This is a genomic window from Streptomyces sp. NPDC051286, assembly GCF_044455345.1.
Taxonomy (GTDB): domain Bacteria; phylum Actinomycetota; class Actinomycetes; order Streptomycetales; family Streptomycetaceae; genus Streptomyces.
The window spans coordinates 121,673-148,545 of record NZ_JBITER010000007.1; the positions used below are offsets into that span (position 1 = coordinate 121,673).

Consider the following 26,873-nt stretch of genomic DNA (forward strand, 5'->3'; position numbering starts at 1 on the left):
GGGCCGTGTCCTACGACCTCGCCCGCACAGGCACGCCCATGATCTCCCGGGCGCGCCGGGTCGGGGTCATGCCCAGGCGCCAGGCCTGCCAGCCGTCCTCCAGGTCGATCCCGCGGTTCAGGACCACGGTGAACGCCTCCGCGCAGTCCTCCAGCTTGCTGTCGCGCTTCGGGTGCCCGGCCCGGAGCAGGTCGGCGAGTTCCTGCTGCGCCACCACGGTGCCCACCTCCGTGCCGCCCGCCGACGCGTAGGGCAGCAGAGTGCAGCGCAGGAAGCGAGCCCAGTCGGCGCCCCGCGTGTCGCCGTACGAGTCGAACAGCTCCGCCGCCTCGTCGCACAGCGCGAGCGCCGGGGCCGCCCGGTTGTTCCCCGCGTCGACCAGGGCCAGTTCCAGACACGTCCACGCCTCGCCGTGGGCGACGCCGATGCGCCGGAAGTCCGCCCGGGCGTCGGCCAGGAGCTGCCGGGCGAAACCGGAGTTGCGCAGATTGCCGGTCCGGGCGGCCCGCTGGTCGCGGGTGACCCGGCCCGAGTGGTGACGGGCACACGCCAGCCCGTAGACGTCCCGCATCCGCGAGAACATCGTGCGCGACCGCTCCAGCTCCCGCACCGCCTGGTCGGTGTCGCCCGCCTCCTCCAGCGCCTGGCCCAGGTAGTACAGCGTCCACGCCTCACCGCGCGCGTCCTCGTTGTCGCGGTGGCGGGAGAGCGCCCGGCGCAACTCTTCGACCGCCGGGCCCGGGTCGCCGTCGAGCAGCCGGGCGCGGGCCAGCTGGGTCAGCGCCCACGCCTCGCCGCGCTCGTCACGGGTGCGGCCGTACAGGTCCAGGGCCGTACGCAGCGTCTCCTCGGCTCCGGGCACATCGCCCATCCGCAGCAGCACCTGGCCCAGCTGGAACTGCGTCCACGCCTCGCCGTGCAGCGACTCGCCCTCCCGGTGCAGGGCCAGCGCCGTGTCGAGGAGGGTCAGGGCCTCCGTCAGGTTCGCCCGGTCGCGCTCGACGGCGGCCAGGGCGTGCAGCGACCACGCCCGGTCCTCGGCCTGTCCGTCGGAGGACTGCAGCACGATCGCCTCGCGCAGCCGCGCCGACGCGTCGGTGAGGTTCCCCTGGTGGTGCAGGGTGATGCCGAGCGAGCAGAGCGCCAGCGCGGTGCCCGCGTCGTTCTGCGCCTCGCGGTAGAGACCGACGACCGAGGACAGTGTGGTGCGGGCCTGGTCCAGCTCGCCGAGCTGCCGGGCCGCGATGCCCGTACGCCACTGGACCGACCGTTCCAGCAGCCCCTTGTCGACGGCCTGCGTCAGCTCGCTGATCTCACCCAGGCGGTAGAGGTCGCCGCGCAGCAGGCAGTAGTCGCACAGCGCGCCCAGCAGGTCCAGCAGGGCCCCCTGGTCGACCCCCTCCGCATGCCGCAGCGCGGAGGTGATGAAGCTCGACTCGTCGTCCAGCCAGTGCAGCGCCGCGTCGAGCGAACCGAACCCGTGCGAACCGAACTGCCCCGCCCGGGTGGACATCTTCCCGTCCACCATCCGGATCACGGCACCGGCGAGCTCCGCATAGTTGTGGATCAGCCGCTCCTGCGCGGCGGTACGGTCCGCCGCCTCCTCCTCGTCGCGCAGCCGGGCCAGCGCGAAACCGCGTACGAGATCGTGCAGCCGGTAGCGCGTACCCCGCACATGGTCGAGCAGCCCGGCCCGGGACAGCGCCGTCAGCAGCGACTGCGCCTCCTGTTCCTCGGCGGACAGCAGCGCCGCGGCCGCTGCCGCGCCCAGGCTGGCGCGTCCGGCCAGCGCGAGCCGGCGCAGCAGCCTCCGTGCCTGCTCGGACTGGTCGGTGTAGCGCAGCCACAGAGCCCGTTCGACGGGGGCGACGGGACCGTATGCGGCGAGTTCGGTGGCCAGCGCCGTGCGGGTACGCGGCCCGAGCGAGGAACCCGCGATCCGCAGCGCCAGCGGCAGCCCACCGCACAGCTCGGCGATCGCGTCCGTCGACTGGGAGTCGTACGGTCCCTGCTCATCCTCCTGCGCCGACACGCGCAGCAGCTCCTCCGCACCCGCCGCGTCCAGCGGGCCCACTGGCAGCTGGTGCACCCACGCAGGAATGTCGGCGGGCAGGTCGAGAGGGGCGCGGGCGGTGACGAGAACCAGGCTGTCGGAGCGCTCCGGTATGAGCGTGCGGACCTGCTCCGGATCGCCGGCGTCGTCGAGGACGATCGTCACGGGTGTACCGGTCAGATGCTGGTGGTAGAGCTCGCTGAGCCGTCGCACCTGCTGCTCGGCGGAGGACCTTCCCCGAGATCCCGACCCCGCTCGATCAGGAGAGACCCCGTGCCGGAACAGCAGCTGTTCACGCGGCGCGCCGAGCCGGTTCAGCAGGTGCAGCAGCGCGTCACGGGTCGGCAGCGGGTTCTCGCCGGTGACATCGGAACGCAGGTCCACCACGCACGCGCCCCGGAACTGGTCCTTGAGCTCGTGCGCCGCCCGCACCGCGAGTGTCGTGCGCCCGGAGCCGGGCGTCCCGTGCAGGACGACGACGGTCGGCTTGGTCTCCGTCGACGCGCGGGCCGCGTGCACCCACTGGGCGATCTTCGCCAGCTCGGCCCGGCGGCCGGCGAACGGGCCGTCGGGGGCGGGCAGATGCCCGAAGGACTGGTCGAGCAGCGACCTCCTGCGCGCCTCCGCGCTGCGGTTACCGCCGCGCAGCTGCGGCACGATGGCGGTGGCCTTCTTCTTCGGCGTACGGGACGACGCGGTCAGCATCCGCTGCTGGTCCAGGAACGGGCGGATGCCCCGTACCTCCAGCGCCGCGAGCCACTGCAGCCGCAGCTGTTCGGGCCCGCCGGGCTGGCCCGCCGCACCCGCGTGCCGGTGGGCGGCGGGCCAGTGCGAGGCGGTCACCTTGAGGACGGTGGCGGCGGCGCCCGCGACGGCGACGACGGCGCCCGCGCCGAGCGCCGGCCCCGCCGCCGTACCGAACGCGAGATCGGCGCCGAACGCCGCGGCTGCGGTAACCCCGGTGACCAGCAGCGGAGTTCCCATCGCCGCCTTGCTGAACCGCTGCGACAGGGGTTTCTGCCCGGCCTCCATCGCGTCGAGCGCCTGCGTGTACGCGGCGTACTCCTCGGCCGCGCCCGCCGCCAGCGAGTCGAGCGCCGCCCGCCCGCGCGCCGTCAGCGCACCGGCGTCGGCCCTGCCCCCCGAACGGCGCACTTCCTCCTCCACGGCGCGTACCAACAGCCGTTCGGCTTCGGCCCGGTGGCTGTCCCGCATGTCCGTCCCCCTCCGAGAGCTCTGTCCGGGACAAGTGTCCTGCGTGGGGCGGCTGAGCGCGAGAGAGCATGAGGGGCAAGTGGCAGGACCCGAACAGCCGTTGCGCTCGGTCGGCCAGCCCGGATACCCGGTGGGGCGAAATCTTGCTGCCTGCGGTGACCCGGCTCGTGTTCGCGCGTTGAAGTGGCTGTCGGACGAATTCTCGATTCAGAACGGACTTGTCATGTCATCCTCGTCAATTGCTGCTGGGGCGGGCCTCGTTCCTGTCGCCTCTTACGCCCGTACGTCGGAAGACTTCCGGAAAGGCGATGCCCATGGGGTGAACAACCAGCACCGGATCAACGAGCGGTCCGCCCGCGAGCAGGGCTGTGTCATCGTCGCCAGGTATACCGATAACGGGCGTAATGCGTCCAAGCCGGGGTGTGCGCGACCAGCGTTCGACAGGCTGCTCCTGGACCTCAGGCGAGGGGCCGATGTCGGCGGTACGCCACTGGGAGGCGTCGTCTGTGTGGCAGACGATCGCCTCTACCGGCGCGTGGAGGACTTCGCACGGTTCATCGAGGCTCTGACGTGCCACCCGGGGCGCATACATGTGGACCAGAGCGGAGTCCGTGATCCCTATACCAAGGAGGGGCTGCTGCAGGCTGTGCTGTCGCTCGAAGCGGCTACTGCAGAGACCGAGATCCGAGGGCAGAGAGTTCGCAACTGGCACTGGTCCCGGGCGATGGACGGAATGCCGCACAGCGGACCGCGCCCCTTCGGCTGGTCGGACGACAGAATCACCCTCCACCCGGTCGAGGCCGAGCTGGTGCATAAGGCCATCGGGGATCGCATCGGAGGTATGCCGGTCAATGCCATCGCGCGTCAGTGGTACGGGCTGGGCGTGAGAGGGACGCGCGGTGGCGTCCACAACCCTCAAACGGTCACGCAGATCATGACGGCGCCGCGCGTGTGCGGCTATCGAGCCAACCGTGGTGAGCTGTTGCTCGATCCAGACACCAGGCTGCCCGTGGTGGGCCAGTGGGAGCCCATAGTGAGCCCCGAAAAATGGCAGGTGCTCTGTGCGACCTTCGGGGCAGGAAGCCTCTATATGCACCGAGGGAGCGGTGCGCCGAGGCGCACGGGCGAGATGGCCGGACCACGGTACCTGGCCAGTGGATTTCTGCGCTGCGGCGGGGAGACCGCGCCCGGCCAGGTGTGTGACCGCAAGATGGGCGGCTCCAGGAGCAGCAGGAGTCGCAGAAGTCCGTACAACTACATCTGCAACGGCGCCGCAGGTCGCGGCTGCGGACGATGCGCGATCAGTGGCCCGCTCGTGGACGACGCCGTCGAGAGGCATCTCTTTCCCGACGGAGGGCGCGGGCCCGTGCGACTGCCGGAGTCGATTCGCGAGCGCTGGATGTCGGGTGCCATGGACCTCGGTGAGCGGCGCAAGGTGATTGCCTCGGCCTTCGAGTGCTTCGTGATCCGGCCGGGGGTGAAGGGAAACCAGGCCTGGGACTACTCACGTGTGACGCCGGTCTGGAAGTGGGCGGACCGAGTGGCTGCATCCGATCCTGCGGCTTGAGGGCCGGGTCATGGGATGGAGCGGGTCTATTCAGGCAGGATGGAGGTATGCCGAACCGCCTGGCCCATCAGACGTCTCCGTACCTCCTTCAGCACGCCGACAATCCGGTCGACTGGTGGCCTTGGTCGCCCGAGGCCTTTGAGGAGGCCCGGGAGCGGGGTGTTCCGGTGGTGTTGAGCGTCGGTTACTCGAGTTGCCACTGGTGCCATGTTTTCGCGGTCGAGAGCTTCGAGGACGAAGCGACCGCGGCATACATGAACGCACACTTCGTCCCGGTGAAGGTCGACCGCGAGGAGCGGCCCGACGTCGACGCCGTCTACATGGAGGCGGTGCAGGCGGCGACCGGCCAGGGCGGCTGGCCGATGACCGTCTTCCTGACAGCCGACGGCGAACCCTTCTACTTCGGCACGTACTTCCCGCCCGAGCCCCGTCACGGTATGCCGTCCTTCCGGCAGATCCTCGAAGGCGTCGTGGCCGCCTGGACCGAACGCCCGGACGAGGTCGCCGAGGTCGCCGGGCGCATCGTGCACGACCTGGCAGGCCGCTCGCTGGCGCACGGCGGGGAGGGGCTGCCCGGCGAGCAGGAGCTCTCGCAGGCGCTGCTCGGGCTGACCAGGGATTACGACGAGAAGTACGCGGGCTTCGGCGGCGCCCCGAAGTTCCCGCCGTCCATGACGATCGAGTTCCTGCTGCGCCACCACGCCCGCACCGGCGCCGAGGGCGCCCTCCAGATGGCCGCCGACACCTGTGAGGCGATGGCCAGGGGCGGGATGTACGACCAGCTCGCCGGCGGCTTCGCCCGCTACTCGGTGGACCGGGAATGGGTCGTACCGCACTTCGAGAAGATGCTCTATGATAATGCGCTGCTTTGCCGGGTGTACGCCCATCTGTGGCGGGCGACGGGTTCCGGCCTGGCCCGCCGGGTCGCGCTGGAGACCGCCGACTTCATCGTGGGCGAACTGCGGACGGCAGAGGGCGGGTTCGCCTCGGCGCTCGACGCCGACAGCGAGGACGGCGGAGGCAGTCACGTCGAAGGCGCGTTCTACGTGTGGACGCCCGCGCAGCTGCGCGAGGCGCTGGGAGAGCAGGACGCCACGTTCGCCGCGGAGTACTTCGGGGTAACCGAGGCGGGCACCTTCGAGGAGGGCAAGTCCGTGCTCCAACTGCCGCGCACCGACGACGCGGTGGACCCGGACCGGGCCGCCGATGTGCGGGCCCGGCTGCTCGAGGCGCGCGAGGAGCGGGCGCGTCCCGGACGGGACGACAAGGTGGTGGCTGCCTGGAACGGTCTGGCGATCGCCGCGCTCGCCGAGACCGGGGCGTACTTCGACCGGCCCGACCTGATCGAACGCGCCACCGAGGCGGCTGACCTGCTGGTCCGGGTCCACATGGGCGACGTCGCCCGGCTGTCCCGGACGTCCAAGGACGGCCGGGCGGGTGACAACGCCGGGGTCCTGGAGGACTACGGCGATGTCGCGGAGGGTTTCCTCGCGCTGGCCGCCGTCACCGGCGAGGGCGTCTGGCTGGAGTTCGCCGGCTTCCTGCTCGACATCGTGCTGCAGCACTTCACCGGCGAGGGCGGGCAGCTGTACGACACGGCGGACGACGCCGAACAGCTGATCCGCCGCCCGCAGGACCCCACCGACAGCGCGACTCCGGCGGGCTGGACCGCGGCGGCCGGAGCACTGCTCTCGTACGCCGCGCACACCGGATCCGAGGCCCATCGGGCTGCTGCGGAAGGCGCGCTGGGGGTGGTGAAGGCGCTCGGGCCACGGGTTCCGCGGTTCATCGGGTGGGGTCTCGCGGTTGCCGAGGCGCTGCTCGACGGCCCGCGCGAGGTGGCGGTCGCGGGGCCGGTCGGCGGCGCACTGCACCGTACGGCACTGCTGGGACGGGCACCGGGCGCGGTGGTCGCGGCTGGCGACACGGGTGGCGCGGAGTTTCCGCTGCTGGTGGACCGGCCGATGGTCGGCGGGGCGCCGACGGCGTATGTGTGCAGGCACTTCGTCTGCGATGCGCCGACGACGGACCGAGACGAGCTGGCGCGGAGCCTCGGATCAAGCCCGTCCGACGACTGAGGACGGAGCCGTCCGGGGACTGAGGGCGAAGCCCCGGCTACAGCGTCAGCCCGCTTTCGAGCGTGTCCAGCGCCTGGTTGATCATCGCGATCAGGTCGCCCTCCTGACCGTGCTCACCCCAGTACAGCGTCACCTCGCGCAGCGCCCCCAGCACCGCCGCGATGAACACCCTGACCTCCAGGGCGTCGGGGCTGCGGCCGCTGCGGTCGGCGAGCGCCTGGGCGAGCACCTTCGCCGTGTCCGACATGGTCTCCGTCATCCGTGCCCGGATGGCGGGGACCTCCACCATCAGCCGGGTGCGCTGCCGCAGTTCCTCCTCCTCGCTAGCGAGGAACGCCGTCAGCGCCGTGGTAATGATGAACCGCAGCGACTCCAGCGGCGGTTCGTCGGCCGGCCGGTTGCGCAGCGCGGCCTCCATGATCGGGTCGTACTCGTCGGTGAGGACGATGTCCTCCTTGGTCGCGAAGTACCGGAAGACGGTGCTCGGCGACACCTCGGCCGCCTCCGCGATCTGCTCGATCGTCGTCGCGTCGTAGCCCTGCTCGGAGATCAGCCGATAGGTCGCCCGACGGATCGCGATCCTGGTCTTGAGCTTCTTGCGCTCGCGCAGCCCCAGCTGAGGCTGCGCCCCGGGGGCGGAAACGGAAGGAGTACGAGACGTGGCGGCCATGGTCGCCATTGTCAGGCATCGACGGGCGCCGGGGCCACGTCTGTCCGCTCCTGCGACGGGGTGGGGAGGTTCGTCAGGAACGCCCCGACCAGCAGCGCCGACACCAGGGCCGTGACCGCGATGACGAGCAGCACCACGCTCATGCCGTGGAGGTACGCCGCGTCCGCGGAGTCGGCCAGCCGCTGCGCGCCGAGCTTCGCCGCGACGACATGGGCGGCGACGACCGAGTCACCGGCCGTGTCCGCGGCGGCGGCAGGTACGCCGGTGGTGTCGAGCCGGCCACTGTACGCACCGGCAAGCAGGCTGCCCAGCAGCGCGATCCCGAGAGCGCTGCCCGTCTGCCGCACGGTCATCAGCAGCCCCGATCCGCTGCCCGCACGGTCCGCGGGCAGGGCGGCCAGCGCGGCGTCCATCGCGGGGACGACGGCGAAGCCGAAGCCGACCCCGGCGACGGAGAGCCACAACGCCGTGAAGCCGTAACCGCTGTCGGTCGTCGTACGGCTGCCCAGGAGCGCGGCGAAGGCGAGCACGACCAGGCCCGCCGTCATCGTGGCGCGAGCTCCGAACCGCTGGGTGACGGGGGCCCCTGTCTTCGCAGCGACGATCAGTCCGCCCATCATCGGCAGCATCCGCACCCCCGTACCGAGGGCGTCGTGGCCCAGGACCGCCTGGAGATAGCCGGGCAGGATGAACATCAGCCCCGACATCACGAACATCACCAGCGTCGCGGCGAGCGTGCTCAGCAGGAAGGGCCGCTGCCGCAGCAGGGACATGTCGAGCATCGGGCGCCTGGCGCCGCGTTCCCGTACGACGAGCGCGGCGATCAGCACGACACCGGCGGTCAGCATGCCCAGCACCAGCGGGTCGCCCCAGCCGCGCCCGGGTGCCTCGATGATCGCGTAGATCAGGGCGCCGAGACCGGTCGCGGTCAAGGCGGTGGAGAGCGCGTCGACCTTCGGGGCGGCCGGGTCGCTGGTCTCCGGGAGCAGGAATACGCAGGCAGTGATCCCGATCGCCACCATCGGGATATTGATCAGGAAGATCGAGCCCCACCAGAAGTGGTCCAGCAGCCAGCCGCCGATGATCGGGCCGAGCGGCAGCCCGAGCGCCGAGGCGGCCGAGACGATACCGACAGCCTTGACCCGGTCCTCGGGTTCGCCGAAGAGCGAGGGCACCACGGCGAGGGCGAGGGGCATCACGAGCGCGCCGCCGATGCCCATGACGCAGCGGGCGGTCACGACGGCGGGCACGGTGTCGGCCAGCGCGCCGACGAGTGAGCCGATCAGGAAGACGCCGAGGCCGGTGATGAGCATCCGGCGGCGGCCGAACCGGTCGCCGAGCAGTCCCGCCGGGAGCATCAGCGCGGCGAAGACAACGATGTATGCATCGGCCATCCACTGCTGTTCGCCGAGGGTGGCGCCGAGCTGTTCGGCCATGGTCGGCAGCGCCACGTTGAGGATCGTCATGTCGAATCCGAGCACGAGCAGACTCGCGACCAGCGCGCCCAGGGCCCACCAGCGTCGATTCATGACCCACTCCTTGAAAGTCGAAGTCAAGTGAAAGTAACTATCAAAAGGTTGCGGGTGTCAATACGACGAGCGGGTGATGGTGCCTCGGCATGCGAAAGGGCCGCGGCTCGGAAGCTGCGGCCCTGGAACGGTGGGGGAGGGGGGTTCGCTCAGGCGTGGTTGTACGCCACCAGCGAGATGCCGACGTAATGCACGATGAAGGCGGCCAGGGTCAGCGAGTGGAAGACCTCATGGAAGCCGAACCACCGCGGTGACGGGTTGGGTCGCTTGATCCCGTAGATGACGCCGCCCGCGCTGTAGAGCAGGCCGCCGACGACGACCAGGACCAGGACCGCGATCCCGCCGGTGCGCATGAAATCGGGCAGGAAGAAGACCGCCGCCCATCCCATCGCCAGGTAGCAGGGGGTGTACAGCCAGCGGGGGGCGCCCACCCAGAGCACCCGGAAGGCGATGCCGGCCGCCGCTGCCGCCCAGACCGCCCACAGCAGTGGACGCCCGGTCGACTCCGGGAGCAGCAGCAGGGTCAGCGGCGTGTACGTGCCCGCGATGATCAGGAAGATGTTGGCGTGGTCCAGCCGGCGCAGCACCGCCTCGCCACGCGGACCCCATGTGCCGCGGTGGTAGACCGCACTCACGCCGAAGAGCAGGCATGCGGTCGCGATGTAGATGCCGCAGGCGATCCGGCCGCGGATACTGTCCGTGAGTGCAATCAGAACAATCCCCGCGATCAGTACCGCGGGGAACATTCCGGCATGCAGCCAGCCGCGCATGCGTGGTTTCACTGGGTCCGGCGCCACCCCGGCCGGACCCGGCTCGGCTGGTTCGACCTCGGCTGGTTCGGGCGCGGCGGCAGCAGTCATGACCGCATGCTACCTACGCAACCGTAGGTAGCGAACGCGAGTGGCGATGCTCACGTGGGCGCCCCTCTGGACATATGGGCGAATTGGCCGGATGATCAAATGAGTATCGTCGGCACCGGATGAGCGGCTACGAAGCATCCGGGTCGCAGCCCCCACGGGGCAACAGCCCAAAGACACCCTCAACAAGGAGCGATCGTGGCGCGCGACATCGCGGCTCCCCTCACTGTTCCCACCCGTCACCAGGAGCTCGTCTCCTGGGTGAACGAGATCGCAGCCATCACCGAGCCGGACCGCGTGGTCTGGTGCGACGGTTCCGAGGCCGAGTACGAGCGCCTGTGCGGGGAGCTCGTGGCCAAGGGCACGTTCACCAAGCTCGACGAGATCAAGCGCCCGAACTCGTACTACGCTGCCTCCGACCCGAGCGATGTCGCCCGCGTCGAGGACCGCACCTTCATCTGCTCCGAGAAGGAGGAGGACGCGGGCCCGACGAACCACTGGAAGGCCCCCGCCGAGATGCGGGAGATCTTCACCGGTGAGAAGGGTGTCTTCCGCGGCTCCATGCGCGGTCGCACGATGTACGTCGTTCCGTTCTGCATGGGCCCCGTCGGCTCCCCGCTCTCCGCGATCGGCGTCGAGATCACCGACTCCGCGTACGTCGCCGTCTCGATGCGCACCATGACGCGCATGGGCCAGGCCGTCCTCGACGAGCTCGGCACCGACGGCTTCTTCGTCAAGGCGGTCCACACGCTGGGTGCGCCCCTGGAGGAGGGCCAGGAGGACGTTCCGTGGCCGTGCAACTCCACCAAGTACATCTCGCACTTCCCCGAGGACCGCGAGATCTGGTCGTACGGCTCCGGTTACGGCGGCAACGCCCTGCTCGGCAAGAAGTGCTACGCGCTCCGCATCGCCTCGGTCATGGCCCGTGACGAGGGCTGGCTCGCCGAGCACATGCTGATCCTCAAGCTCACGCCGCCGCAGGGTGAGGCGAAGTACGTCGCCGCCGCGTTCCCGAGCGCCTGCGGCAAGACCAACCTCGCAATGCTGGAGCCCACGATCTCCGGCTGGACCGTCGAGACCATCGGCGACGACATCGCCTGGATGCGGTTCGGCGAGGACGGCCGTCTCTACGCGATCAACCCCGAGGCCGGATTCTTCGGAGTCGCGCCCGGCACCGGCGAGCACACCAACGCCAACGCCATGAAGACCATGTGGGGTAACTCCGTCTTCACGAACGTCGCGCTCACCGACGACGGCGACGTGTGGTGGGAGGGCATGACCGAGGAGATCCCCGCGCACCTCACGGACTGGAAGGGCAACGACTGGACCCCCGAGTCCGGCACGCCCGCCGCCCACCCCAACGCCCGCTTCACCGTCCCGGCGGGCCAGTGCCCGATCATCGCGCCCGAGTGGGAGGACCCGAAGGGTGTGCCGATCTCGGCCATCCTCTTCGGTGGCCGCCGCGCCTCGGCCGTACCGCTGGTCACCGAGTCCTTCGACTGGCAGCACGGTGTCTTCCTCGGTGCCAACGTGGCCTCCGAGAAGACCGCCGCCGCCGAGGGCAAGGTCGGCGAGCTGCGCCGCGACCCGTTCGCCATGCTGCCGTTCTGCGGCTACAACATGGGCGACTACATGAACCACTGGGTCAAGGTCGGCGCCGACAAGGACCAGGCGAAGCTCCCGAAGATCTACTACGTGAACTGGTTCCGCAAGAACGACGCGGGCAAGTTCGTGTGGCCGGGCTTCGGTGAGAACAGCCGTGTTCTGAAGTGGATCGTCGAGCGCCTGGACGGCAAGGCCGAGGGTGTCGAGACGCCGATCGGCATCCTGCCCGCCAAGGGCGCCCTGGACACCGAGGGCCTGGACCTCTCCGAGTCCGACCTGGAGTTCCTGCTCACGGTCGACAAGGAGGTCTGGCGCGAGGAGGCGGCGCTGGTCCCCGAGCACCTCAACACCTTCGGTGACCACACGCCGAAGGAACTGTGGGACGAGTACCGCGCGCTGGTCCAGCGCCTGGGCTGACGCCCCGGGGCGGCGCCTTCGAGGCGTCGCCCACCTGGGCGCACTCCTGAAGCGCGCCCCCGCGATCCCCGCGGCCGGGCCTTTCGACATCCGCCCTGACCTGTGGGGTCAACAGCCCGCCGCGGAACGGCCCTCGGAATCCCCTTACGGTTCCGGGGGTCGCCCTTTCCCGCCCCATTTATAGAGAACGTCCGCGCATCGCCGTAAGCTTGCGCACGAGACCTTCACATTGCTTCGATGATCCTTCACATTGCCTTCGGTCGAGCCGCCCGGAGGCCAACTGAGGCTGTGGGGGACTCAATTGAACAGGTCTCGGCACTACCGACGCATAGCGTCGACGCTGGCCGCACTGACACTCACCACCGTGGGCCTCACCGCCCTCGCCGCGCCCGGCGCCCATGCGGCCGACGGCAGTGCGGCCGGGGACACCGTGGCCAAACTGCCGATCGCCTCGTACTCGGCCCTGGTCGTCGACTCCGTCCATGAGCGGGTGTACGTCACGGACGACCGCAGGAACAGCATCGCGGCGGGCCAGGTCCTCGTCTACAACTTCGACGGGCAGAAGGTCGGTTCGCTGCCCACCGACACGACACCTTCCGGGATGGCCCTCAGCGCGGACAGCAGCACGCTCTACGTCTCGCAGACGTCCGGCATCCTCGCCTTCGACACCCAGACGCAGACGCGTACCGGCTTCACCCTCGCCGCGTACAACCCGGACTGCCCGCGCGATGTCGCCTTCGCAGGCGGCAAGGCGTGGCACACGGAGACCCCGGCCAACTACGACTGCGACGCGCGCCAGAGCTGGCTGTACGGCGCCAGCGGCACGCAGTCCGTCAACACCGGCTGGAACGGCGCGGGCCGGCTGCGGCTGACCAGCGGTCCCGAGGCGCCGGACCGTCTCGTCATGGCGCAGGCGCGCAGCGCGGCGGAGCCGAACCCCTTCCTCACCACGTTCGACGCGAGCGGGGACACGCTGGTGCGCGGCCCGGAGCGCCGGTTCGCGGACAGCGACGGCCAGGGTGCGCTCGACGTGAAGGACGTGGCTCAGTCCGCCGACGGCAAGCGCATAGCCGTCGCCGACGCCTCCTACGGCACCCGGCTGCTGGACGCCGCAGACCTGTCCGATGCGGCGACCGGGTACCAGCCGCTGCCCGAAGGCGCCAAGGCGTCCGCCGTCTCCTTCAGCGGCGACGGCAAGTACCTCGCGCGAGGCGCCGCCGCGACCGGGTCCACGCCCGATCTGCTGGTGCAGCCCGCGGACCCGGCGAACGGCACGGTACCGCTGGAGTTCGCCTTCGACGGGGTGCTCGACGGGGACCGGGTCGCACCGCGCGGGCTCGGCTGGTCGAAGGACGGGTCGCGCCTCTTCGCGGTCACCACCAACACGTACGGCAACGAGTACTGGCTGCATGTCATCCAGCCACCGGCCGCCCAGTACGACTCCCGGTTCACCGGGTCGCTCTCCACCACCCCCGGGCAGCCCGTCGTCGGCGAACCCGTGGGTATCCGCGGCCGGTTGGAGCTCGACGGGACCGCGCCCGGCGAGCCGGTCAGGGTGTCTGCCGTACGTCACGATGCGAACGGCGACCGCAAGCTGGCCCCCGTCGAGGTCGACCCGGACGGTTCGTTCACCGTCCTCGACGTGCCGTCGCTGGTCGGGGACGCCACGTACACCGTCTCCTTCACCGGCGATGTGACCCACCGCCCGGCCGAGGACATCGCTCTGACCGTCGCGGTCACCAAGGCGCCGACGACGATCACGCTGACCGCCCCGGCGGAGGCGACGAAGGCCGACGGCCTGCAGATCACCGGAAAGCTGACGGGTCAGGGGCGGGCGCTTCCGTCCGGCATCACCCTCGCCGTCGAGCGGACCGACCGGAAGGGCACCGGCGCGCTGACGTCGGCGGCGGTCGCCGCCGACGGCACGTTCCGGATCAACGACCTGCCGGCGGCGACCGGCGAGGTGACGTACAGGGTGAGCTACGCCGGCGACGATCTGCACACGGACTCGACGGCGTCGGCGACGGTGCGCGTCCGGCGGTAGTCGGGCGGCTTCCCGTCGGGCGGGCCGGGCTCTCGGCCCGCCCGACGGGGCTCAGTTGGACCGGCCCCGGTCCTCCAGGTACCGCGTGTGCGTCTGCTGCCGGCGTGCCTCGGCCTCCCGCAATCCCGCGACCAGCGACTCCGCCTCCCGGTGCAGCAGCGACAGCTGCTGTTCGAGATGGCGCTCGGGCGGCTCGGTGCCCGGTGCGATCCGGGTCCACCAGCGCGTCCGCAGATATGTGTCGACGGACTCCGGGATGTCCTGGTGCACGGCGCGCGACAGGGTGTGAATGCCTTCCGGGTCGGTGGCGAGGGCCTCGGAGACCCAGCCGGGTGCGAGCAGCCCGGCCAGCAGCTCCGTCAGCTCGACGAGCCGCCCGGACGCGGCGGGAGGCAGCTCCACCTCGTCCAGATATGCCCGAAGGGTCACGAAGTCGGCCCGCAACGACTCCAGTTGGGAAGACGGATCGGGGAAGTCCGGGGCGGGTGGCCGCTCGGGCGGGGCGATCAGCGCACCCGCGCCGTACAGCCCGACGATCACCACCGGCCAGTACGCGCCCGCGAGCTCGGTGAAGGTGAGGGCGAGCCCTGCGATCCCGCAGGCGCTCCCGGTGAGGTTCTTGCGCGACTCGATGTACGCCAGGAACCGGCCCGGCGCTCTACTGGTAGCCACGGATCTCCTCGAAGGCGCCGTCCAGGGAGCCCGGCCCCTGCTCCTTCGTCGCGTCGAAGAGCCGGCCGCCGGTCAGGGAGGCGATCGCGTCCAGCTCCGCACGGTCCGAGTCGCCGAAGACGACCGGGAAGACGGGGGTGACGCGACGCGCGGCCGGGAGCGAACGGTAGAAGCCGGCGAAGTCGTCGGCCGAGTCGCCTGTCGTGTTCTCGCCGTCCGTCATCAGGACGATCGAGGTGAATGCGGACTCGGTGTCCGGGCCCAGCCGGTCGTAGGCGGACTCCAGGCTCGAAAAGATCGCTGTCTCGCCGCTCGCGGTCAGGGCGGCGGTGTCCGCCTTGATCGCCGCAAGCCCCGCCTGCGGATCGGCGGGATCGACCGTATGCGTGCGCGCCCGCTTCACCGACGACCCGAACGGCAGCAGCGTGACCTCCTCGCGCTCCCGGAAGCCCCCGGTCAGCCCGGTCAGCGCCGCCTTCAGCTTCCGCAGCCGTTCGCCCTTCATCGACCCGGATGTGTCCAGGACGTACACGGTGCGCGAGGGTCGCCGGAGCTTGTTCTCGTATTGGTCGAGCAGCCCGTCCGCGACGGATCGCGCGCCGGGGAAGGGCAGTTCACGGCGCGCCTCGGCGGCCAGCGGCGCCGCGGGCCGTACGGACGCGACGACCGGACGGCGGAACGTCTCCCGGGTCAGCTGCCGCTGCACGGCGGGGGAGCGGAGGTACGAGGTCAGGGTGCGCACCGAGTCCTTCGCGTCCGGCGAGGCGGCGGAGAGCAGGCTCAGCGGGTAGTCGGCCGTCACCACACCGTCGCGCGGGCGGATCACCGTCAGCCCGGTACGACTGTCCCGGTTGAGGGAGAGCAGCACGGACTCGTAGTTGATCAGCGCGTCGACCGTGCCCCGCCGGGCGTACGCGGTGGCCAGCCAGCCGGACGAGCCGGAGGTCAGCCGCTGCCCGCCGAAGAACTCCGCCATCTTCCCGCTCGCCTTGCGGACATCGGCGTCGGTCAGCGCCGACTGGGCGCCCGACAGCGCCGAAGCGACCGAAACCAGGGCGGCGAAACCGGAGTTGGAGCGCGCCGGATCCGTCATTCCGTACGTCAGCTTCCCGTCGGCCACCGCCCGGTGCACCTGCGACCAGGTGACGCGCGACGGGTCCCAGCCCAGCCGCTTCACCACCGCCGGCTTGACGCCGAGGGCGACCGGCGACGTCATCAGCGGTGTTTCGGAAGTGATCCGCTTCGCCGCCTCCGGGTGAAGCCGCAGATAGTCGTCGGACGACAGCCACACCGCGTCGTACGCCCCGTCCGCCTTCCCGGATCCGAGCTGCTGGACGGCGTCGAGCGTCCCGGTCCAGGTGGGCCGCACGGTGATTCCGGTCGCCTTCCGCGCCTGCTCCAACAGCGGCTTCATGTCGGCGAGTTCACTGGAGGCCAGCACGCGCAGTGTGCCGGCCCGCGGAGCGCCGTCGTCCTTCTTCCCGGACGCCGCGGGGTCATCCGCGGCCGAACATGCGGCGATCGGCACGAGCACCGCGGCGGCCAGCAGCGCGGCGAGCGTGCGCGACATCCGACGGCGCGGCCTTCTGGTCCCCGTCATCCGAGACCGCCGCCCTCAAGGGCCCCCGCGGACCGGCTGCGCTCCAAGTGGGTTCCGGCCTGCTGGAGTTCGGCCGTCAACGACTCGATCGTCGCCGCCATGGACTCGGTCGCCTGCACCTTGTACGTGTCGATCGCGTCCAGCGTCCGGTAGATCTGCTGGAACGCCGTCCGCAGGGTCTCCGCGCCCACCGCCGGGTCTGCGGCGATCCGCTGGATCTCCCCGCTCTGCGTGGCGAGCATCTCCGCATTGCCGCGGATCAGATCCTCCGTCGTGGAGCGCAGCACCTGCACCTGCTCGGTCACCTTGCGCTGGCTCTCCAGCGCCGATGCCAGCATCACGGCGATCCGCAGCGCGGAGACGGTCGTGGTCGCGGCGCGGTCGACGCCCCTGATCAGCTCCTCGTTGTTGCGGCGTACGACATCCATCGCCAGGTACCCCTGCGCGCAGACCGCGAGCTGGGTCAGCAGATCCTGGTGCTTCTGCCGTACGGGGAACAGCACATCGGCCCGCAGGGCGTCCGCCTGCACGGGGTCGGCGGCCTCCGTCGCCCGGATGCGCTGCTCGACGGCGCCGTCCAGCGCCTCGGTGAGGACCACGTACTCCTGGAGCTTGCCCATCGTCTCCCAGAGCCGGGTGCGCTCGGTGTGCAGGGCGGCGTTGTCGCGGCGCAGTTCGTCCTGGCCACTGCGGAGCGAGCCCACGATCCTGTTGAGGGTGGACTGCGCGGAGGCGTACTTCGCGACATGATCGCGCAGCCTGTTGCCGCCGGGCAGCTTCGCCAGCAGCCGGCGTGCGCCGCGGCCGGGGGTGTCGCGCGGGTCGAGGTCCTCGACGGTGCGGCGCAGCTCGACGAGCGAGGCGCCGACCCTCGACTGGGCGTCCCCGTCCCCCGACCCGGCCGAGAGCTCACGGACCGTACGGTCCAGCATCCGGTTGGACTGCTGGGCGGCGCTGCGGATGTCGCCCTGCCCGAGGGCGGCGATCTCCCCGATCCTGGTGGCGAACTCGGGTGAGCGGGCATCGAGCCCGGCGAGGCTGCCAACGTACTCGGTGGCGCGTCGCGTCATCTCCGTGCGCACGGAGTCGTCGACCGGGACGAGGCCGGCGGCCTGCTCGGAACGGACGGCGGCGACGGGCTCGGGCGGGGTGAGGACGAGCGGCTGCGGCTCGGCTTCGGTCATGGGTGAGGTCTCCCGGAAGGCGTGTGTCATCAGCCGCGGGTCCGGCGGGCCATCGCGCGCATCACCGTCGCGGTGGGCACGGGCGCCTGGCGGATCCCGGTCAGCTGTTGGTCGATGTAGTCGGTGTGGCCGGCGGTCGCGGCGGTGAACTCGGCCGCGGCGCCCTGGGGGCGGAAGCCGTGGCGCACGGCCAGCTTGCGCAGCCCGGGGTCGGTGGAGAGCAGCTCGCCGAGCTGCCGGCCCGGGGCGGTCAGCGGTACGAGGGTGTGATCGCTGGAGACAGTGGTGTCCGGGTAGAGGACGACCAGATCGCCGAGCTCCTGCTGCTGTTTCTGCAACAGCAGCGAGGCGACCTGCGACTCGTACACCAGGACCAGCGGATTGCCGACTCCGCTGATGAAGTCCCGGAACGGCGCGTCACTGCTGGTCTGCTGCGCACCCTGCACCTGGATCAGCTTCTTCAGCAGCGGCGCGGTGCGGTCGATCGCGGCGTCGTCGGCGGCCACCCGGCCGCCGTCGGCGACGTACGAGGCGGCGGCGAGGTAGAGCGCGCCGGAGTTGGATGCGACGGGATCGGTGCTCGCGATGAACACCGTCCCGGTCAACTCGGCATGTTTGCCCGCGCCCTTGAGCTGCTGCCAGGTCCGGTCCGCCTTCGCGGCCTTCAGATACGGGGCCATGCGCAGCTTCCCGCTGGACTTGCCGCTCAGCGTCGCCAGCCCGTTGTCCGCCAGCACCTGCGCGGCGCCGCGGTGCGCGACGACAACGAGCGGCGAGTAGAAGGGCCTGAGCGGTCCGCCCTTGACGGGGGACTTGCGCTGCAGCTCATCGGCCGGAGCCTTCGAGCCGGGGAAGGCGAAGTCGTAATCCTTCAGCGGAAGTTGGTCCATGGCCCAGGACCCGGACGTCTCCGCCTTCACGGTGAAACCCTTGGCGGCGAGGGCCTTCACCACATCGGGATCGGCGAAGAACTCCGCCTTCTCCGACCCGATCACTCCACGCACGGTCTTCGTTGCCGTGCTCGTGTCCTTGCTGTCGCGGCCTGCTACGACGGCTACTGCCACTCCGCCGATCAGCAGCACCGCCAGGACGATTCCCACGATGCGTCTCACGGATGCAGACTGCTCGCGGAAACCCACATTCCGGGCGGAGTTGAGTGGACGGCAGGTAAAGTGCGTATCCCAATACGCAACGGGAGCGCCCGACTCTCTCCGGCGACCCGCGGGACCACGGCAGGAGCCAGGAGAAAACGCGCCTCGCGGTGGACGACCTGTCGGTGGCAGGTTACGGGGTAAGGGAGTTGGAGGCAGCGGGGTCGGTTCTCGTGAACCACCAGCCGCGGACCACGGACTGCGCCGCAGGGCGCACGCACGTGTGCCGTGCCCGGACGACCCCGGGCACGGCACACTTCAGAGGGATCCCAACGAGGTCAGGACCGCGACCGGCTCTTCGAGAGCCCCTTGTCGGCCGCCCTGTTGATGGCCATGCTGTTCAGCAGCTGCTCCAACGGGCTCGCGCTGCTGGACTGCTCGCTCTCGCTCGGCGGTTCCTCAACAGCGAACGGCCCAGCGGGGACATTCGTGAAGGTGATCACGTTCCACTGCCTCTTCACCGCGCCGATAGGCCCACAGTCGAGTTTCATCATCGGGGCATTGGCGTCGCACTGGAGCTCGAAGACGGCCCCGGTGGTGGTGATTACCTTGAAGTTCGCCGTTCCGTCATGGACCGAAATGGTGGCGGCACAGACAACGGCGGGGTCGGGGTAGCCGGGGTTTTGCGCCAGAGTGGAGATGTTCTGCTCGAGGTAGGGCCCCGTTGTGGCGTCGTGCCGGTGGCCCGCAAACGCGACCCCGTTGCGCAGGATGACGCTGAACTCCTCAGACTCACTGGGGAGAATGGAGTCGATGTCGGTGCCGCACCCGTTGGCTCCGGTGGCTCCGGTGGCTCCGGTGGCTCCGGTGGCTCCGGTGGCGCCGTTCTGGCCGTTCTCGCCGTTCTCACCCTTGGGTCCGGTCGGTCCCGTGGCTCCGGTGCGGCCCGTGGCTCCGGTCGGACCCGTGGGCCCGGTGCGGCCCGTGGCTCCGGTCGGACCCGTGGACCCGGTGCGGCCCGTGGCTCCGGTCGGACCCGTGGGCCCAGTGCGGCCCGTGGCTCCGGTGGCTCCGGTGGCTCCGGCCGGTCCCGTGGCTCCGGTGGCTCCGTTCTCGCCGTTCTCACCCGTGGCGCCGGTCGGTCCGGTCGGACCCGTGGCGCCGCGAGGACCCGTCGGTCCGGTGGGCCCGGTGGGTCCGCGCTTGCCCTTCTCCTTGCACTTGTCCCTGTCGTGCTTGTTCTTGTGGCGGTCGCAGCACTCGTCCCTGTCGTGCTTGTTCTTCTGCTTCTCGCACTTGTCACCGCCCATAAGCACAGGCCGGTTCATCTCGCCCGGAGAGAAGGCGCTCTGGGCGGCCGCCATCGCAGGGCTGGAGAAGCCCAGCATGACGAGGCTCAGCGTCGCCATCGCACCGCCGGCCAGCCACTTGCGACCTCGGGGCACCGGGCCCAGACGCGAGGGGGTCCTGTTCTCAGGACTCATGAATTTGCTCCTTGTGGAACCGAATGGAGTGGTCTCGAGAGGCATGCGGAGCCTCTGACGCAACATTCGGGTGCGTGTGCAAGAAAGTTCGCGAGACACACCAGACGTTCAGGCGATCGGCTGAGGAGGGAAGGGGGCCGAAAGGGGATAAGGCTCGAAGAGTTGGGCCACGCGGCTCAGTAGTGGTTTCAATCTCGAGTGTGTGTCGATGTAGCCGACACGCAGGTGGATGGATACGCTCTGCGTGCTTCATCAGCTCCCACTTGCCAAATCGAGGCTCGAATGTCCGTCAAGGATTTTCAAGGAAAGATGAATTTCTTCACCAGGGTCAGAAAGCGTGTGGTCAGGGTGGCGACGGTTGCAATCGCTGTGACCACGACGTGTTCAGGGTTGGCATGGGCGGCGGTATCCCTGACGGGAAACAGCGCCGATGCGAAACCACCGGCCGCATGCTCATACAAACTCACCAATGGTAAAAAGCCCGTGGGAATTCCCGCCTTCGACGCCTCGGCCGCAGCCCGGCCGTACACGGCAGAACTCGTGACCAACCGGGGAACCATCACCCTTGAGGCCCTGACCGACAAGGCGCCCTGCGCCACCAACTCCTTCTCCTTCCTGGCGCGGAAGGGGTACTACGACGGCAGCAAGTGTCATCGTGTCACGACCCGAGGGATTTTCGTATTGGACTGCGGTGACCCCAAAGGGGAAGGCACAGCCGATCCGGGCTATTTCTTCGATGACGAGAATCTGGACGGAGCCGAATATTCGGCCGGCGTCGTGGCGATGTCCAAGGCGGCGCCCGGCAGGAACGGCAGTCAGTTCTTCATCAGTTATGCCGATCCCAATGTTCCCATGTCGTCCGAGTGGACTCCCTTTGCGAAAGTCGTGAGGGGATTGGACGTACTGAAGGCGATCGCCAGGAATGGGACGCAGGACGGATCCACCGACGGAAAGCCGAAGAAGGCTGTCGTCATCAAGTCGGTAACGGTGCGGCAGGCATCGGTCAATGCCCCTCGCGAGAAGCGCGGGTGACTCCACCACGCCCCAGTTGTGCCGCTGTTCGGAGTATTCCGTGCGCGCACATGGCGGCTCAGCGCCAAGCCGCGGAGGCTGCTGGCGTCTTGAGGTCCTCAGGGTCAGCTTTCCGGAAGGAATAAGTCATGCATGCCCCACCCACTGGCAGTGCCACGCTCCCGGTGCAACACAAATCAACTGTGGATGAAGGGCCGGTAGCCGAACCGTCTCGCGGGAGCCGCTCCGACATCCCGTGGTGGATCTGGGCTCTGGCGGGAACGCTGTTCTTCACATACACGACGTTGTCCTTGCGTATCCATCAGCGCATGCTCTCCCACAGCTTCGACCTGGGAATCTTCGAGCAGATCGTCCGCTCCTACGCGCATGGGCACCTGCCCGTCTCCGAAGTCAAGGGGCCGGACTTTCCCATCCTGGGGGACCACTTCTCTCCCATTCTGGCCCTGGTGGCACCTGTCTACCGGCTGTGGCCTTCGGCGATGGCCCTGCTCGTGGTGCAGGCGGCGCTGATCGCCGCGAGCGTTCTGCCTCTGACTCTCTGGGCGCGCCGAACGCTGGGCTCCCCCGCCGCCGCGGTCATCGGGGTCTGCTACGGCCTCTCCTGGGGTCTTGCGAGCGGGGTCGGCTCCGACTTCCATGAATGGGCCTTCGCCGTTCCTCTCCTCGCGTGCTCACTCACCGCTCTCGCGACGGGCCGGATGCGTGCCGCGGTCTGCTGGGCGCTGCCCCTGCTGCTGGTGAAGGAGGACCTCGGTCTCACCGTGGTCGTGATCGGCCTCGTCATCGCCCGGCGCGGCGACCGCAAGCTCGGGATCATCACCGCCGCAGTCGGTCTGGCCGGGGCACTGCTGGCGACGATGGTCATTCTGCCGGCCTTCAGTCCGAACGGGTCCTATGACTACTGGCACTGGCTGAACGGCTCGGAAGGCAGTGAGGGTGGGCTGACGGATCTGCTGTACAAGAGCACGATCGGTCTCATCACCCCCGAGACCAAGATCTCGACGCTCCTGCTCGTGCTGGCCCCGACCCTGTTCCTGGCCCTGCGGTCCCCGTTGATGTGGATCGCAGTGCCGACCCTGTTGTGGCGGGCTGCCTCAGAGCTCAGCACCCACTGGGGCACCGCCTACCACTATTCGCTCGTGCTGATGCCGATCGTCTTCGCGGCCTTCATCGACGCCTTGGTCCGGCGGAACCCGAGCAGGAGCAGCCTGCGCCGATACCTCGCCGGCTGCGCTGCGATCACCTTCCTGATCCTTCCGCAGTATCCGTTCTGGCAGCTGGTCCAGCCGGCCACCTGGCGGGGCGATCCCCGCATCGCTGTCGCCCACCGTCTGATGGACCGGATCCCTGACGGCGCCACGGTCCAGGCGTCCAACCTGCTCGTGCCCCAGCTCACGAACCGTACGAGCGCCAGCCTCTACGGCTGGCCCGACAGCCGCCCCAATCCTCAGTGGATCATGGTGGACACCTGGGTGCCGTTCAATCAGCGGTGGCCGCTGAACGTCCTTCAGGAAGAGCAGGCCCTGGGCATTGCCCGCGCGCAGGGGTATCTCACCGTGAGCAAGGAACAGGGCTTCGTCCTGCTCAAGCGCCCGAACTGACGTCGTGACGTCGGTCTTCTACCTCACCGAGTTGGAGGTGACCCATGAAATCAACGGTCTGCCTGAACATGATCGTCAAGAACGAGGCCCCGGTCATCAGACGCTGCCTCGAATCCGTGCGCCCTTTGATCGACACCTGGGTCATCCTGGACACGGGTTCGACCGACGGCACCCAGGACGTCATCCGTGAGGTCTTCAGTGATCTGCCCGGCGCCCTGCACGAAAGTCCCTGGAAGGGATACGACGGGAGCCGCAGCGAGGCCATCGACCTGGCGCGCGCCGCAGCGGACTATCTGCTGTTCATCGATGCCGACGACGAGATGGAGGTGGAGCCCGGCTTTCGCATGCCGGAGCTGACCCACGACGCCTACCGAGTCGCACTGCACGACGGACCCATCACCCACTGGCGCCCCGCTCTGGTCTCAACCCGGCTGCCCTGGCGCTACGTCGGCGTCCTGCACGAGTACATCGACTGCGGAACGCCGTACACCCTTGGGTCGTTCACAGGCGCCAACATCCTCTCGGTGGGGGGCGGCGCACGCCTGAGGGGAGAAGGGGTGCGGAAGAAGTACCTGCGCGACGCCAAGGTCCTTCAGCGAGGCCTGATCAAGGAACCCGACAACTCCCGCTACGTCTTCTACCTGGCCCAGAGCTGGCGCGATGCCGGAGAGCCGAAGAAGTCACTCGCCGCCTACGACCGCCGGGCGGGCATGGGCGGATTTGCCGAGGAAGTCTTCTGTGCCCGCCTCTACGCCGCACGGCTCGCGGAAGAGCTCGGCCGGCGGCCCGCCGAGGTGATCGACCGATACCTCCGCGCGCACGAAAGCCGCCCCTCGCGCGCCGAAGCCCTCGGTGAACTCGCACGCTACTGCCGCCTGAACGGCTCGCGCTGGCCACTTGCGCACATGTTCGCGCAGCGAGCGGCGCAGATCCCGTACCCGAAGGACACTCTGTTCGTCGAGTTCGAATGGTACGACTGGCGCGTACTCGACGAACTCGCCGTGGCCGCTTACTGGACCGGAAACTACGAGGAGTCAGAGCAATGCGGCCAACGCCTTCTCGAGGGCGGCAAGGTGCCGCCCGATGACCACGGCCGCGTGACCGGCAACCTCGAATTCGCTCGGCAGAAGCTGGGCTCGAGGGAACTCGTGAACGCCTGACCGGGGGGCGGCGGGGCCGCGGAGGCCCGGCCGGAGAGTCTTCGCGGCGTAGGCCGGTGCCCGCTCGGAACGGCCGGGCGCGGCACACGAATGGCACCCGGTCCGCGCGCCTCCCCGGCCCGCGGACCGGGGCCGTCAGGGGGCGCCGATCAGCTCGGTGTCACGCAGGGCGGCAGTGTGTGCGTCCATGCGCTCGGCGGCGAGAATCGCGGCGGTGGTGTCCGCGCGGGACGCGGCGACGACGAGCGCGCGGCCGGCGAGGGCGAGCGCCCGGTGGTGCAATGCGGCGGGGTCGGCCCGGGTCAGCGCGGCATGCCGCGCCGGCGGCGCCCCGCGCAGCCGGGCCACCTGCTCGGCAATGCGATCGCCCGCCCGGCCGAGCCCCAGCTCGTCGGTGACGGCGAGCAGGGCGGCCAGATGCCCGGCGAGCTGGATGTCCAGCTCCTCCTCGCGGGTGCGGTGGGGGTACTGCGTCGCGTCGGCCATCGAGTGGACCGACTTGGTGCGGATCGGCTCGTACATGGGGATGGTCTCCTGCTCACGGTCAGGAGACCATCCTACATTGGATTCAGTCTAAAGTTGAGTGGTGTCGGGATCCGGCTGCCTCACGGCTGCCCGTACCCGTCCAGGAACGCACCGATCCTGGTCACCGCGTCCGTCAGATCCTCGGTCGACGGCAGCGTCACGATCCGGAAGTGATCGGGCTCCGGCCAGTTGAACCCCGTACCCTGCACGACCATGATCTTCTCGGCCCGCAGCAGGTCGAGGACCATCTGCCGGTCGTCCTTGATCTTGTAGACCGCGGGGTCGAGCCGCGGGAAGAGGTACAGCGCCCCCTTCGGCTTCACGCAGGTGACGCCCGGGATCTGCGTCAGCAGGTCGTACGCGACGTCCCGCTGCTCCAGGATCCGCCCGCCCGGCAGCACCAGGTCGTCGATCGACTGCCGGCCCCCGAGCGCCGCGGCCACCGCGTGCTGCGACGGCATATTGGCGCACAGCCGCATGTTGGCGAGGATCGTCAGCCCTTCGATGTACGAGGCGGCGTGCCCCTTCGGGCCGCAGACGGCCAGCCACCCGGACCGGTAGCCCGCCACCCGGTAGTTCTTGGAGAGTCCGTTGAACGTCAGCACCAGCAGATCGGGCGCGATGGCCGCCGTCGGGGTGTGTGTCGCTCCGTCGTACAGGATCCGGTCGTAGATCTCGTCGGAGCAGACCACCAGGTTGTGCCGGCGGGCGATCTCCGTCAGCCCGCGCAGCATCTCGTCGTCGTAGACCGCGCCCGTCGGATTGTTCGGGTTGATGATCACGATCGCCTTGGTGCGGTCCGTGACCTTCCGCTCGATGTCGGCGAGGTCCGGCATCCAGTCGGCCTGCTCGTCGCACCGGTAGTGCACGGCCGTACCGCCGGCCAGCGACACGGAGGCGGTCCACAGCGGATAGTCCGGCGCGGGTACGAGCACCTCGTCGCCGTCGTCGAGCAGCGCCTGCATCGACATCTGGATCAGCTCGGAGACGCCGTTGCCCAGGTAGATGTCCTCGACGTCGAGGGGGATCCCCTTGGTCTGGTAGTGCTGCATCACCCCGCGGCGCGCGGACAGCAGCCCCTTCGCGTCGCCGTAGCCGTGCGCCCCGGAGAGGTTGCGCAGTATGTCTTCGAGAATCTCGGGCGGGCACTCGAACCCGAACGCGGCGGGGTTGCCGGTGTTCAGCTTGAGGATGCGGTGACCAGCTGTTTCCAGCCGCATCGCCTCCTCGAGCACGGGGCCCCGGATCTCGTAACAGACATTGGCGAGCTTCGTGGACTGGATGACCTGCATGGCAGCGAGGATACGGTGGTGTTTCGCAGGGTGCGCGGGGTTTGCCCGCAGGTTGACCCGCCTGGGGAACCCGGTTCGCCCGCCCGGTCTTCCATCGCCATGCACCCGCCGTCCCCGGCCGTGGGAACCCTGGCCGGGGACGGTGACGCGGCTTGGAATGGATGTCTGACGGGCCGGGCCGGGTGAGATGCGCCACGCGAATGGGGCGCCGCCGTCACTCGGGCAGGCGCGTGCCGTCCGGGAGACGGATGCCGAAGTCGTCCGCCAGGACCCGCAGCACCTCGTCGCCGTCCGCCAGCTCCCGTTCCTTCCGCTTGCCATCGGGCGCCGTCTCCGTGAGCTTCCGGCCGGACAGCGCCAGGTGGCCGTCCGCAGTGGTCCGCTGGACGTACACCAGGTGCTGGAACGGGGAGCGCGGATTGGTCGCGATGTGCCAGTTGATGACCTCGTAGTCCGGCGCTTCGAACGGCTCCAGCGTGAATGTGTACTGGTCCTCCCACTCCCCGCCCGCGGACAGTGTCTGCAGCTTCCACAGCGGCAGCGGGCCGTCGTGCGGTGCGTGGACGAGCCGGTGACGGCGCGGTGCGTCGTGCAGCTCCGCGTCCGCCACCAGCGCGATCGGCTCCAGCAGCGAGCTGCCCGCGCCGAAGCCGACATCGGCGAGATACGGGGTCGGCTCGCCGGGCACCTCGGCCAGCATCAGCATGTGGGTGCGCGGCCGTACGTCACCGGGCGCGGCCCCCAGCACCACGCGCGCGCAGAGCAGCGTCACCGTGAATCCGAGCTCGGCCAGCACGGCGGCCAAGAGGGTGTTGTGCTCGTAGCAGTACCCGCCGCGCTCACTGCGTACGAGCTTCGCCTGCAGGTCCGCGAGCGCGAGTGAGGGCGCGCTCCCGAGCACGGGGTCCAGATTCTCGAACGGGATGCCCAGCGCATGGGCGCGGTGCACGGCACGCAGCACCTCCACGGTGGGGAGGCGCTCCCCGGTCCAGCCGATACGGGCGAAGTACGCGTCGAGGTCGAGAGTGCGGTCGTGATCGGTCGTCATGGTCCGACCGTACGCAACCGGGGCGGCGGAGGCCTCCGACCAGGGGCGGATCCGCCTGGTACGCGGGCCCTGGTCCCCGCCGCGGCGGCTGCTGAGGCGGCGGACCCACGTGACCGGTAGGGCACGGACACCCGGACCGCACTGTCGGC

19 protein-coding genes are annotated in these 26,873 nt (G+C 69.7%); 7 read left to right on the forward strand and 12 right to left on the reverse strand.

Features of this window, described 5'->3' with window-relative positions; genetic code table 11:
- Positions 1-10: 10 nt before the first annotated feature.
- Complete coding sequence (locus tag ACIBB8_RS10015) at positions 11-3,268, reverse strand: tetratricopeptide repeat protein (protein ID WP_398950340.1); 3,258 nt, start codon at positions 3,266-3,268, stop codon at positions 11-13.
- A gap of 79 nt (positions 3,269-3,347) precedes the next feature.
- Between ACIBB8_RS10015 and ACIBB8_RS10020 the strand changes: the two genes are divergently transcribed.
- Together ACIBB8_RS10020 and ACIBB8_RS10025 are read left to right on the forward strand one after the other, a co-directional pair.
- The gene (locus tag ACIBB8_RS10020; protein WP_398950342.1) at positions 3,348-4,835 is read left to right on the forward strand and encodes a recombinase family protein; all 1,488 of its coding nucleotides are present in this window, start codon (positions 3,348-3,350) and stop codon (positions 4,833-4,835) included.
- Between the two features lie 47 nt (positions 4,836-4,882).
- The gene (locus ACIBB8_RS10025) at positions 4,883-6,913 is read left to right on the forward strand and encodes a thioredoxin domain-containing protein (RefSeq protein ID WP_398950344.1); all 2,031 of its coding nucleotides are present in this window, start codon (positions 4,883-4,885) and stop codon (positions 6,911-6,913) included.
- Positions 6,914-6,950: 37 nt separating this feature from the next.
- On the opposite strand, the gene ACIBB8_RS10030 is transcribed toward ACIBB8_RS10025, so the two are convergent.
- The 3 genes from ACIBB8_RS10030 to ACIBB8_RS10040 form a co-directional block, all read right to left on the reverse strand.
- Positions 6,951-7,583 (reverse strand): TetR/AcrR family transcriptional regulator, encoded by a 633-nt coding sequence (locus ACIBB8_RS10030; protein ID WP_398950346.1) that lies wholly within the window; start codon positions 7,581-7,583, stop codon positions 6,951-6,953.
- An 11-nt stretch (positions 7,584-7,594) separates the two neighbouring features.
- Positions 7,595-9,112, reverse strand: coding sequence for an MFS transporter (locus ACIBB8_RS10035; RefSeq protein WP_398950348.1), 1,518 nt, complete (start codon positions 9,110-9,112; stop codon positions 7,595-7,597).
- Positions 9,113-9,261: 149 nt separating this feature from the next.
- Positions 9,262-9,972, reverse strand: a complete 711-nt coding sequence (locus ACIBB8_RS10040) for a hemolysin III family protein (protein WP_398950350.1) — start codon at positions 9,970-9,972, stop codon at positions 9,262-9,264.
- A 195-nt stretch (positions 9,973-10,167) separates the two neighbouring features.
- On the opposite strand from ACIBB8_RS10040, the gene ACIBB8_RS10045 reads away from it, so the two are divergent.
- Together ACIBB8_RS10045 and ACIBB8_RS10050 are read left to right on the forward strand one after the other, a co-directional pair.
- Positions 10,168-11,991 (forward strand): phosphoenolpyruvate carboxykinase (GTP), encoded by a 1,824-nt coding sequence (locus tag ACIBB8_RS10045; protein WP_398950352.1) that lies wholly within the window; start codon positions 10,168-10,170, stop codon positions 11,989-11,991.
- A gap of 301 nt (positions 11,992-12,292) precedes the next feature.
- On the forward strand, positions 12,293-14,035 hold the full coding sequence (locus ACIBB8_RS10050) for an Ig-like domain repeat protein (RefSeq protein WP_398950536.1): 1,743 nt from the start codon (positions 12,293-12,295) through the stop codon (positions 14,033-14,035).
- A gap of 51 nt (positions 14,036-14,086) precedes the next feature.
- On the opposite strand, the gene ACIBB8_RS10055 is transcribed toward ACIBB8_RS10050, so the two are convergent.
- The 5 genes from ACIBB8_RS10055 to ACIBB8_RS10075 all read right to left on the reverse strand — a co-directional run bounded on the left by ACIBB8_RS10055 (position 14,087) and on the right by ACIBB8_RS10075 (position 20,066).
- Positions 14,087-14,707 carry a hypothetical protein gene (locus tag ACIBB8_RS10055; RefSeq protein ID WP_398950354.1) on the reverse strand — a complete coding sequence of 207 codons (621 nt, stop codon included), beginning with the start codon at positions 14,705-14,707 and terminating at the stop codon, positions 14,087-14,089.
- The gene (locus ACIBB8_RS10060; RefSeq protein ID WP_398950356.1) at positions 14,694-16,277 is read right to left on the reverse strand and encodes a substrate-binding domain-containing protein; all 1,584 of its coding nucleotides are present in this window, start codon (positions 16,275-16,277) and stop codon (positions 14,694-14,696) included. Before ACIBB8_RS10060 ends, ACIBB8_RS10055 begins: the two co-directional genes overlap by 14 nt.
- 26 nt (positions 16,278-16,303) lie before the next feature.
- Positions 16,304-17,521: a toxic anion resistance protein gene (locus ACIBB8_RS10065; protein WP_398950358.1), complete on the reverse strand. Its 1,218-nt coding sequence runs from the start codon at positions 17,519-17,521 to the stop codon at positions 16,304-16,306.
- Positions 17,521-18,630, reverse strand: coding sequence for a hypothetical protein (locus tag ACIBB8_RS10070; protein ID WP_398950359.1), 1,110 nt, complete (start codon positions 18,628-18,630; stop codon positions 17,521-17,523). Before ACIBB8_RS10070 ends, ACIBB8_RS10065 begins: the two co-directional genes overlap by 1 nt.
- Before the next feature lie 290 nt (positions 18,631-18,920).
- Positions 18,921-20,066 carry a hypothetical protein gene (locus ACIBB8_RS10075; RefSeq protein WP_398950361.1) on the reverse strand — a complete coding sequence of 382 codons (1,146 nt, stop codon included), beginning with the start codon at positions 20,064-20,066 and terminating at the stop codon, positions 18,921-18,923.
- Positions 20,067-20,348: 282 nt separating this feature from the next.
- Here ACIBB8_RS10075 and ACIBB8_RS10080 point away from each other — a divergent pair, with 282 nt between their 5' ends.
- The 3 genes from ACIBB8_RS10080 (at position 20,349) to ACIBB8_RS10090 (ending at position 23,859) form a co-directional block, all read left to right on the forward strand.
- Positions 20,349-21,098: a peptidylprolyl isomerase gene (locus ACIBB8_RS10080; RefSeq protein WP_398950363.1), complete on the forward strand. Its 750-nt coding sequence runs from the start codon at positions 20,349-20,351 to the stop codon at positions 21,096-21,098.
- A gap of 308 nt (positions 21,099-21,406) precedes the next feature.
- The gene (locus tag ACIBB8_RS10085; RefSeq protein ID WP_398950365.1) at positions 21,407-22,699 is read left to right on the forward strand and encodes a DUF2079 domain-containing protein; all 1,293 of its coding nucleotides are present in this window, start codon (positions 21,407-21,409) and stop codon (positions 22,697-22,699) included.
- Between the two features lie 44 nt (positions 22,700-22,743).
- Positions 22,744-23,859, forward strand: a complete 1,116-nt coding sequence (locus ACIBB8_RS10090) for a glycosyltransferase (protein WP_398950367.1) — start codon at positions 22,744-22,746, stop codon at positions 23,857-23,859.
- Between the two features lie 135 nt (positions 23,860-23,994).
- On the opposite strand, the gene ACIBB8_RS10095 is transcribed toward ACIBB8_RS10090, so the two are convergent.
- The 3 genes from ACIBB8_RS10095 to ACIBB8_RS10105 form a co-directional block, all read right to left on the reverse strand.
- On the reverse strand, positions 23,995-24,381 hold the full coding sequence (locus tag ACIBB8_RS10095) for a hypothetical protein (RefSeq protein WP_398950369.1): 387 nt from the start codon (positions 24,379-24,381) through the stop codon (positions 23,995-23,997).
- 83 nt (positions 24,382-24,464) lie between these two features.
- On the reverse strand, positions 24,465-25,676 hold the full coding sequence (locus ACIBB8_RS10100) for a pyridoxal phosphate-dependent aminotransferase (RefSeq protein WP_398950372.1): 1,212 nt from the start codon (positions 25,674-25,676) through the stop codon (positions 24,465-24,467).
- A 214-nt stretch (positions 25,677-25,890) separates the two neighbouring features.
- Positions 25,891-26,724 carry an arylamine N-acetyltransferase gene (locus ACIBB8_RS10105; protein ID WP_398950374.1) on the reverse strand — a complete coding sequence of 278 codons (834 nt, stop codon included), beginning with the start codon at positions 26,722-26,724 and terminating at the stop codon, positions 25,891-25,893.
- Positions 26,725-26,873: the final 149 nt, after the last annotated feature.

Bases quoted from the DNA above. Each gene is read 5' to 3' on its own strand.
- ACIBB8_RS10085 (WP_398950365.1), top strand. From the start codon at position 21,407: ATGCTCTCCCACAGCTTCGACCTGGGAATCTTCGAGCAGATCGTCCGC.
- ACIBB8_RS10060 (WP_398950356.1), bottom strand. From the start codon at position 16,277: ATGTCGCGCACGCTCGCCGCGCTGCTGGCCGCCGCGGTGCTCGTGCCG.
- ACIBB8_RS10040 (WP_398950350.1), bottom strand. From the start codon at position 9,972: ATGACTGCTGCCGCCGCGCCCGAACCAGCCGAGGTCGAACCAGCCGAG.
- ACIBB8_RS10080 (WP_398950363.1), top strand. From the start codon at position 20,349: ATGTCCGTCAAGGATTTTCAAGGAAAGATGAATTTCTTCACCAGGGTC.
- ACIBB8_RS10065 (WP_398950358.1), bottom strand. From the start codon at position 17,521: ATGACACACGCCTTCCGGGAGACCTCACCCATGACCGAAGCCGAGCCG.
- ACIBB8_RS10100 (WP_398950372.1), bottom strand. From the start codon at position 25,676: ATGCAGGTCATCCAGTCCACGAAGCTCGCCAATGTCTGTTACGAGATC.
- ACIBB8_RS10095 (WP_398950369.1), bottom strand. From the start codon at position 24,381: ATGTACGAGCCGATCCGCACCAAGTCGGTCCACTCGATGGCCGACGCG.
- ACIBB8_RS10015 (WP_398950340.1), bottom strand. From the start codon at position 3,268: ATGCGGGACAGCCACCGGGCCGAAGCCGAACGGCTGTTGGTACGCGCC.
- ACIBB8_RS10030 (WP_398950346.1), bottom strand. From the start codon at position 7,583: ATGGCCGCCACGTCTCGTACTCCTTCCGTTTCCGCCCCCGGGGCGCAG.
- ACIBB8_RS10075 (WP_398950361.1), bottom strand. From the start codon at position 20,066: ATGAGTCCTGAGAACAGGACCCCCTCGCGTCTGGGCCCGGTGCCCCGA.
- ACIBB8_RS10025 (WP_398950344.1), top strand. From the start codon at position 4,883: ATGCCGAACCGCCTGGCCCATCAGACGTCTCCGTACCTCCTTCAGCAC.
- ACIBB8_RS10105 (WP_398950374.1), bottom strand. From the start codon at position 26,724: ATGACGACCGATCACGACCGCACTCTCGACCTCGACGCGTACTTCGCC.
- ACIBB8_RS10090 (WP_398950367.1), top strand. From the start codon at position 22,744: ATGAAATCAACGGTCTGCCTGAACATGATCGTCAAGAACGAGGCCCCG.
- ACIBB8_RS10035 (WP_398950348.1), bottom strand. From the start codon at position 9,112: ATGAATCGACGCTGGTGGGCCCTGGGCGCGCTGGTCGCGAGTCTGCTC.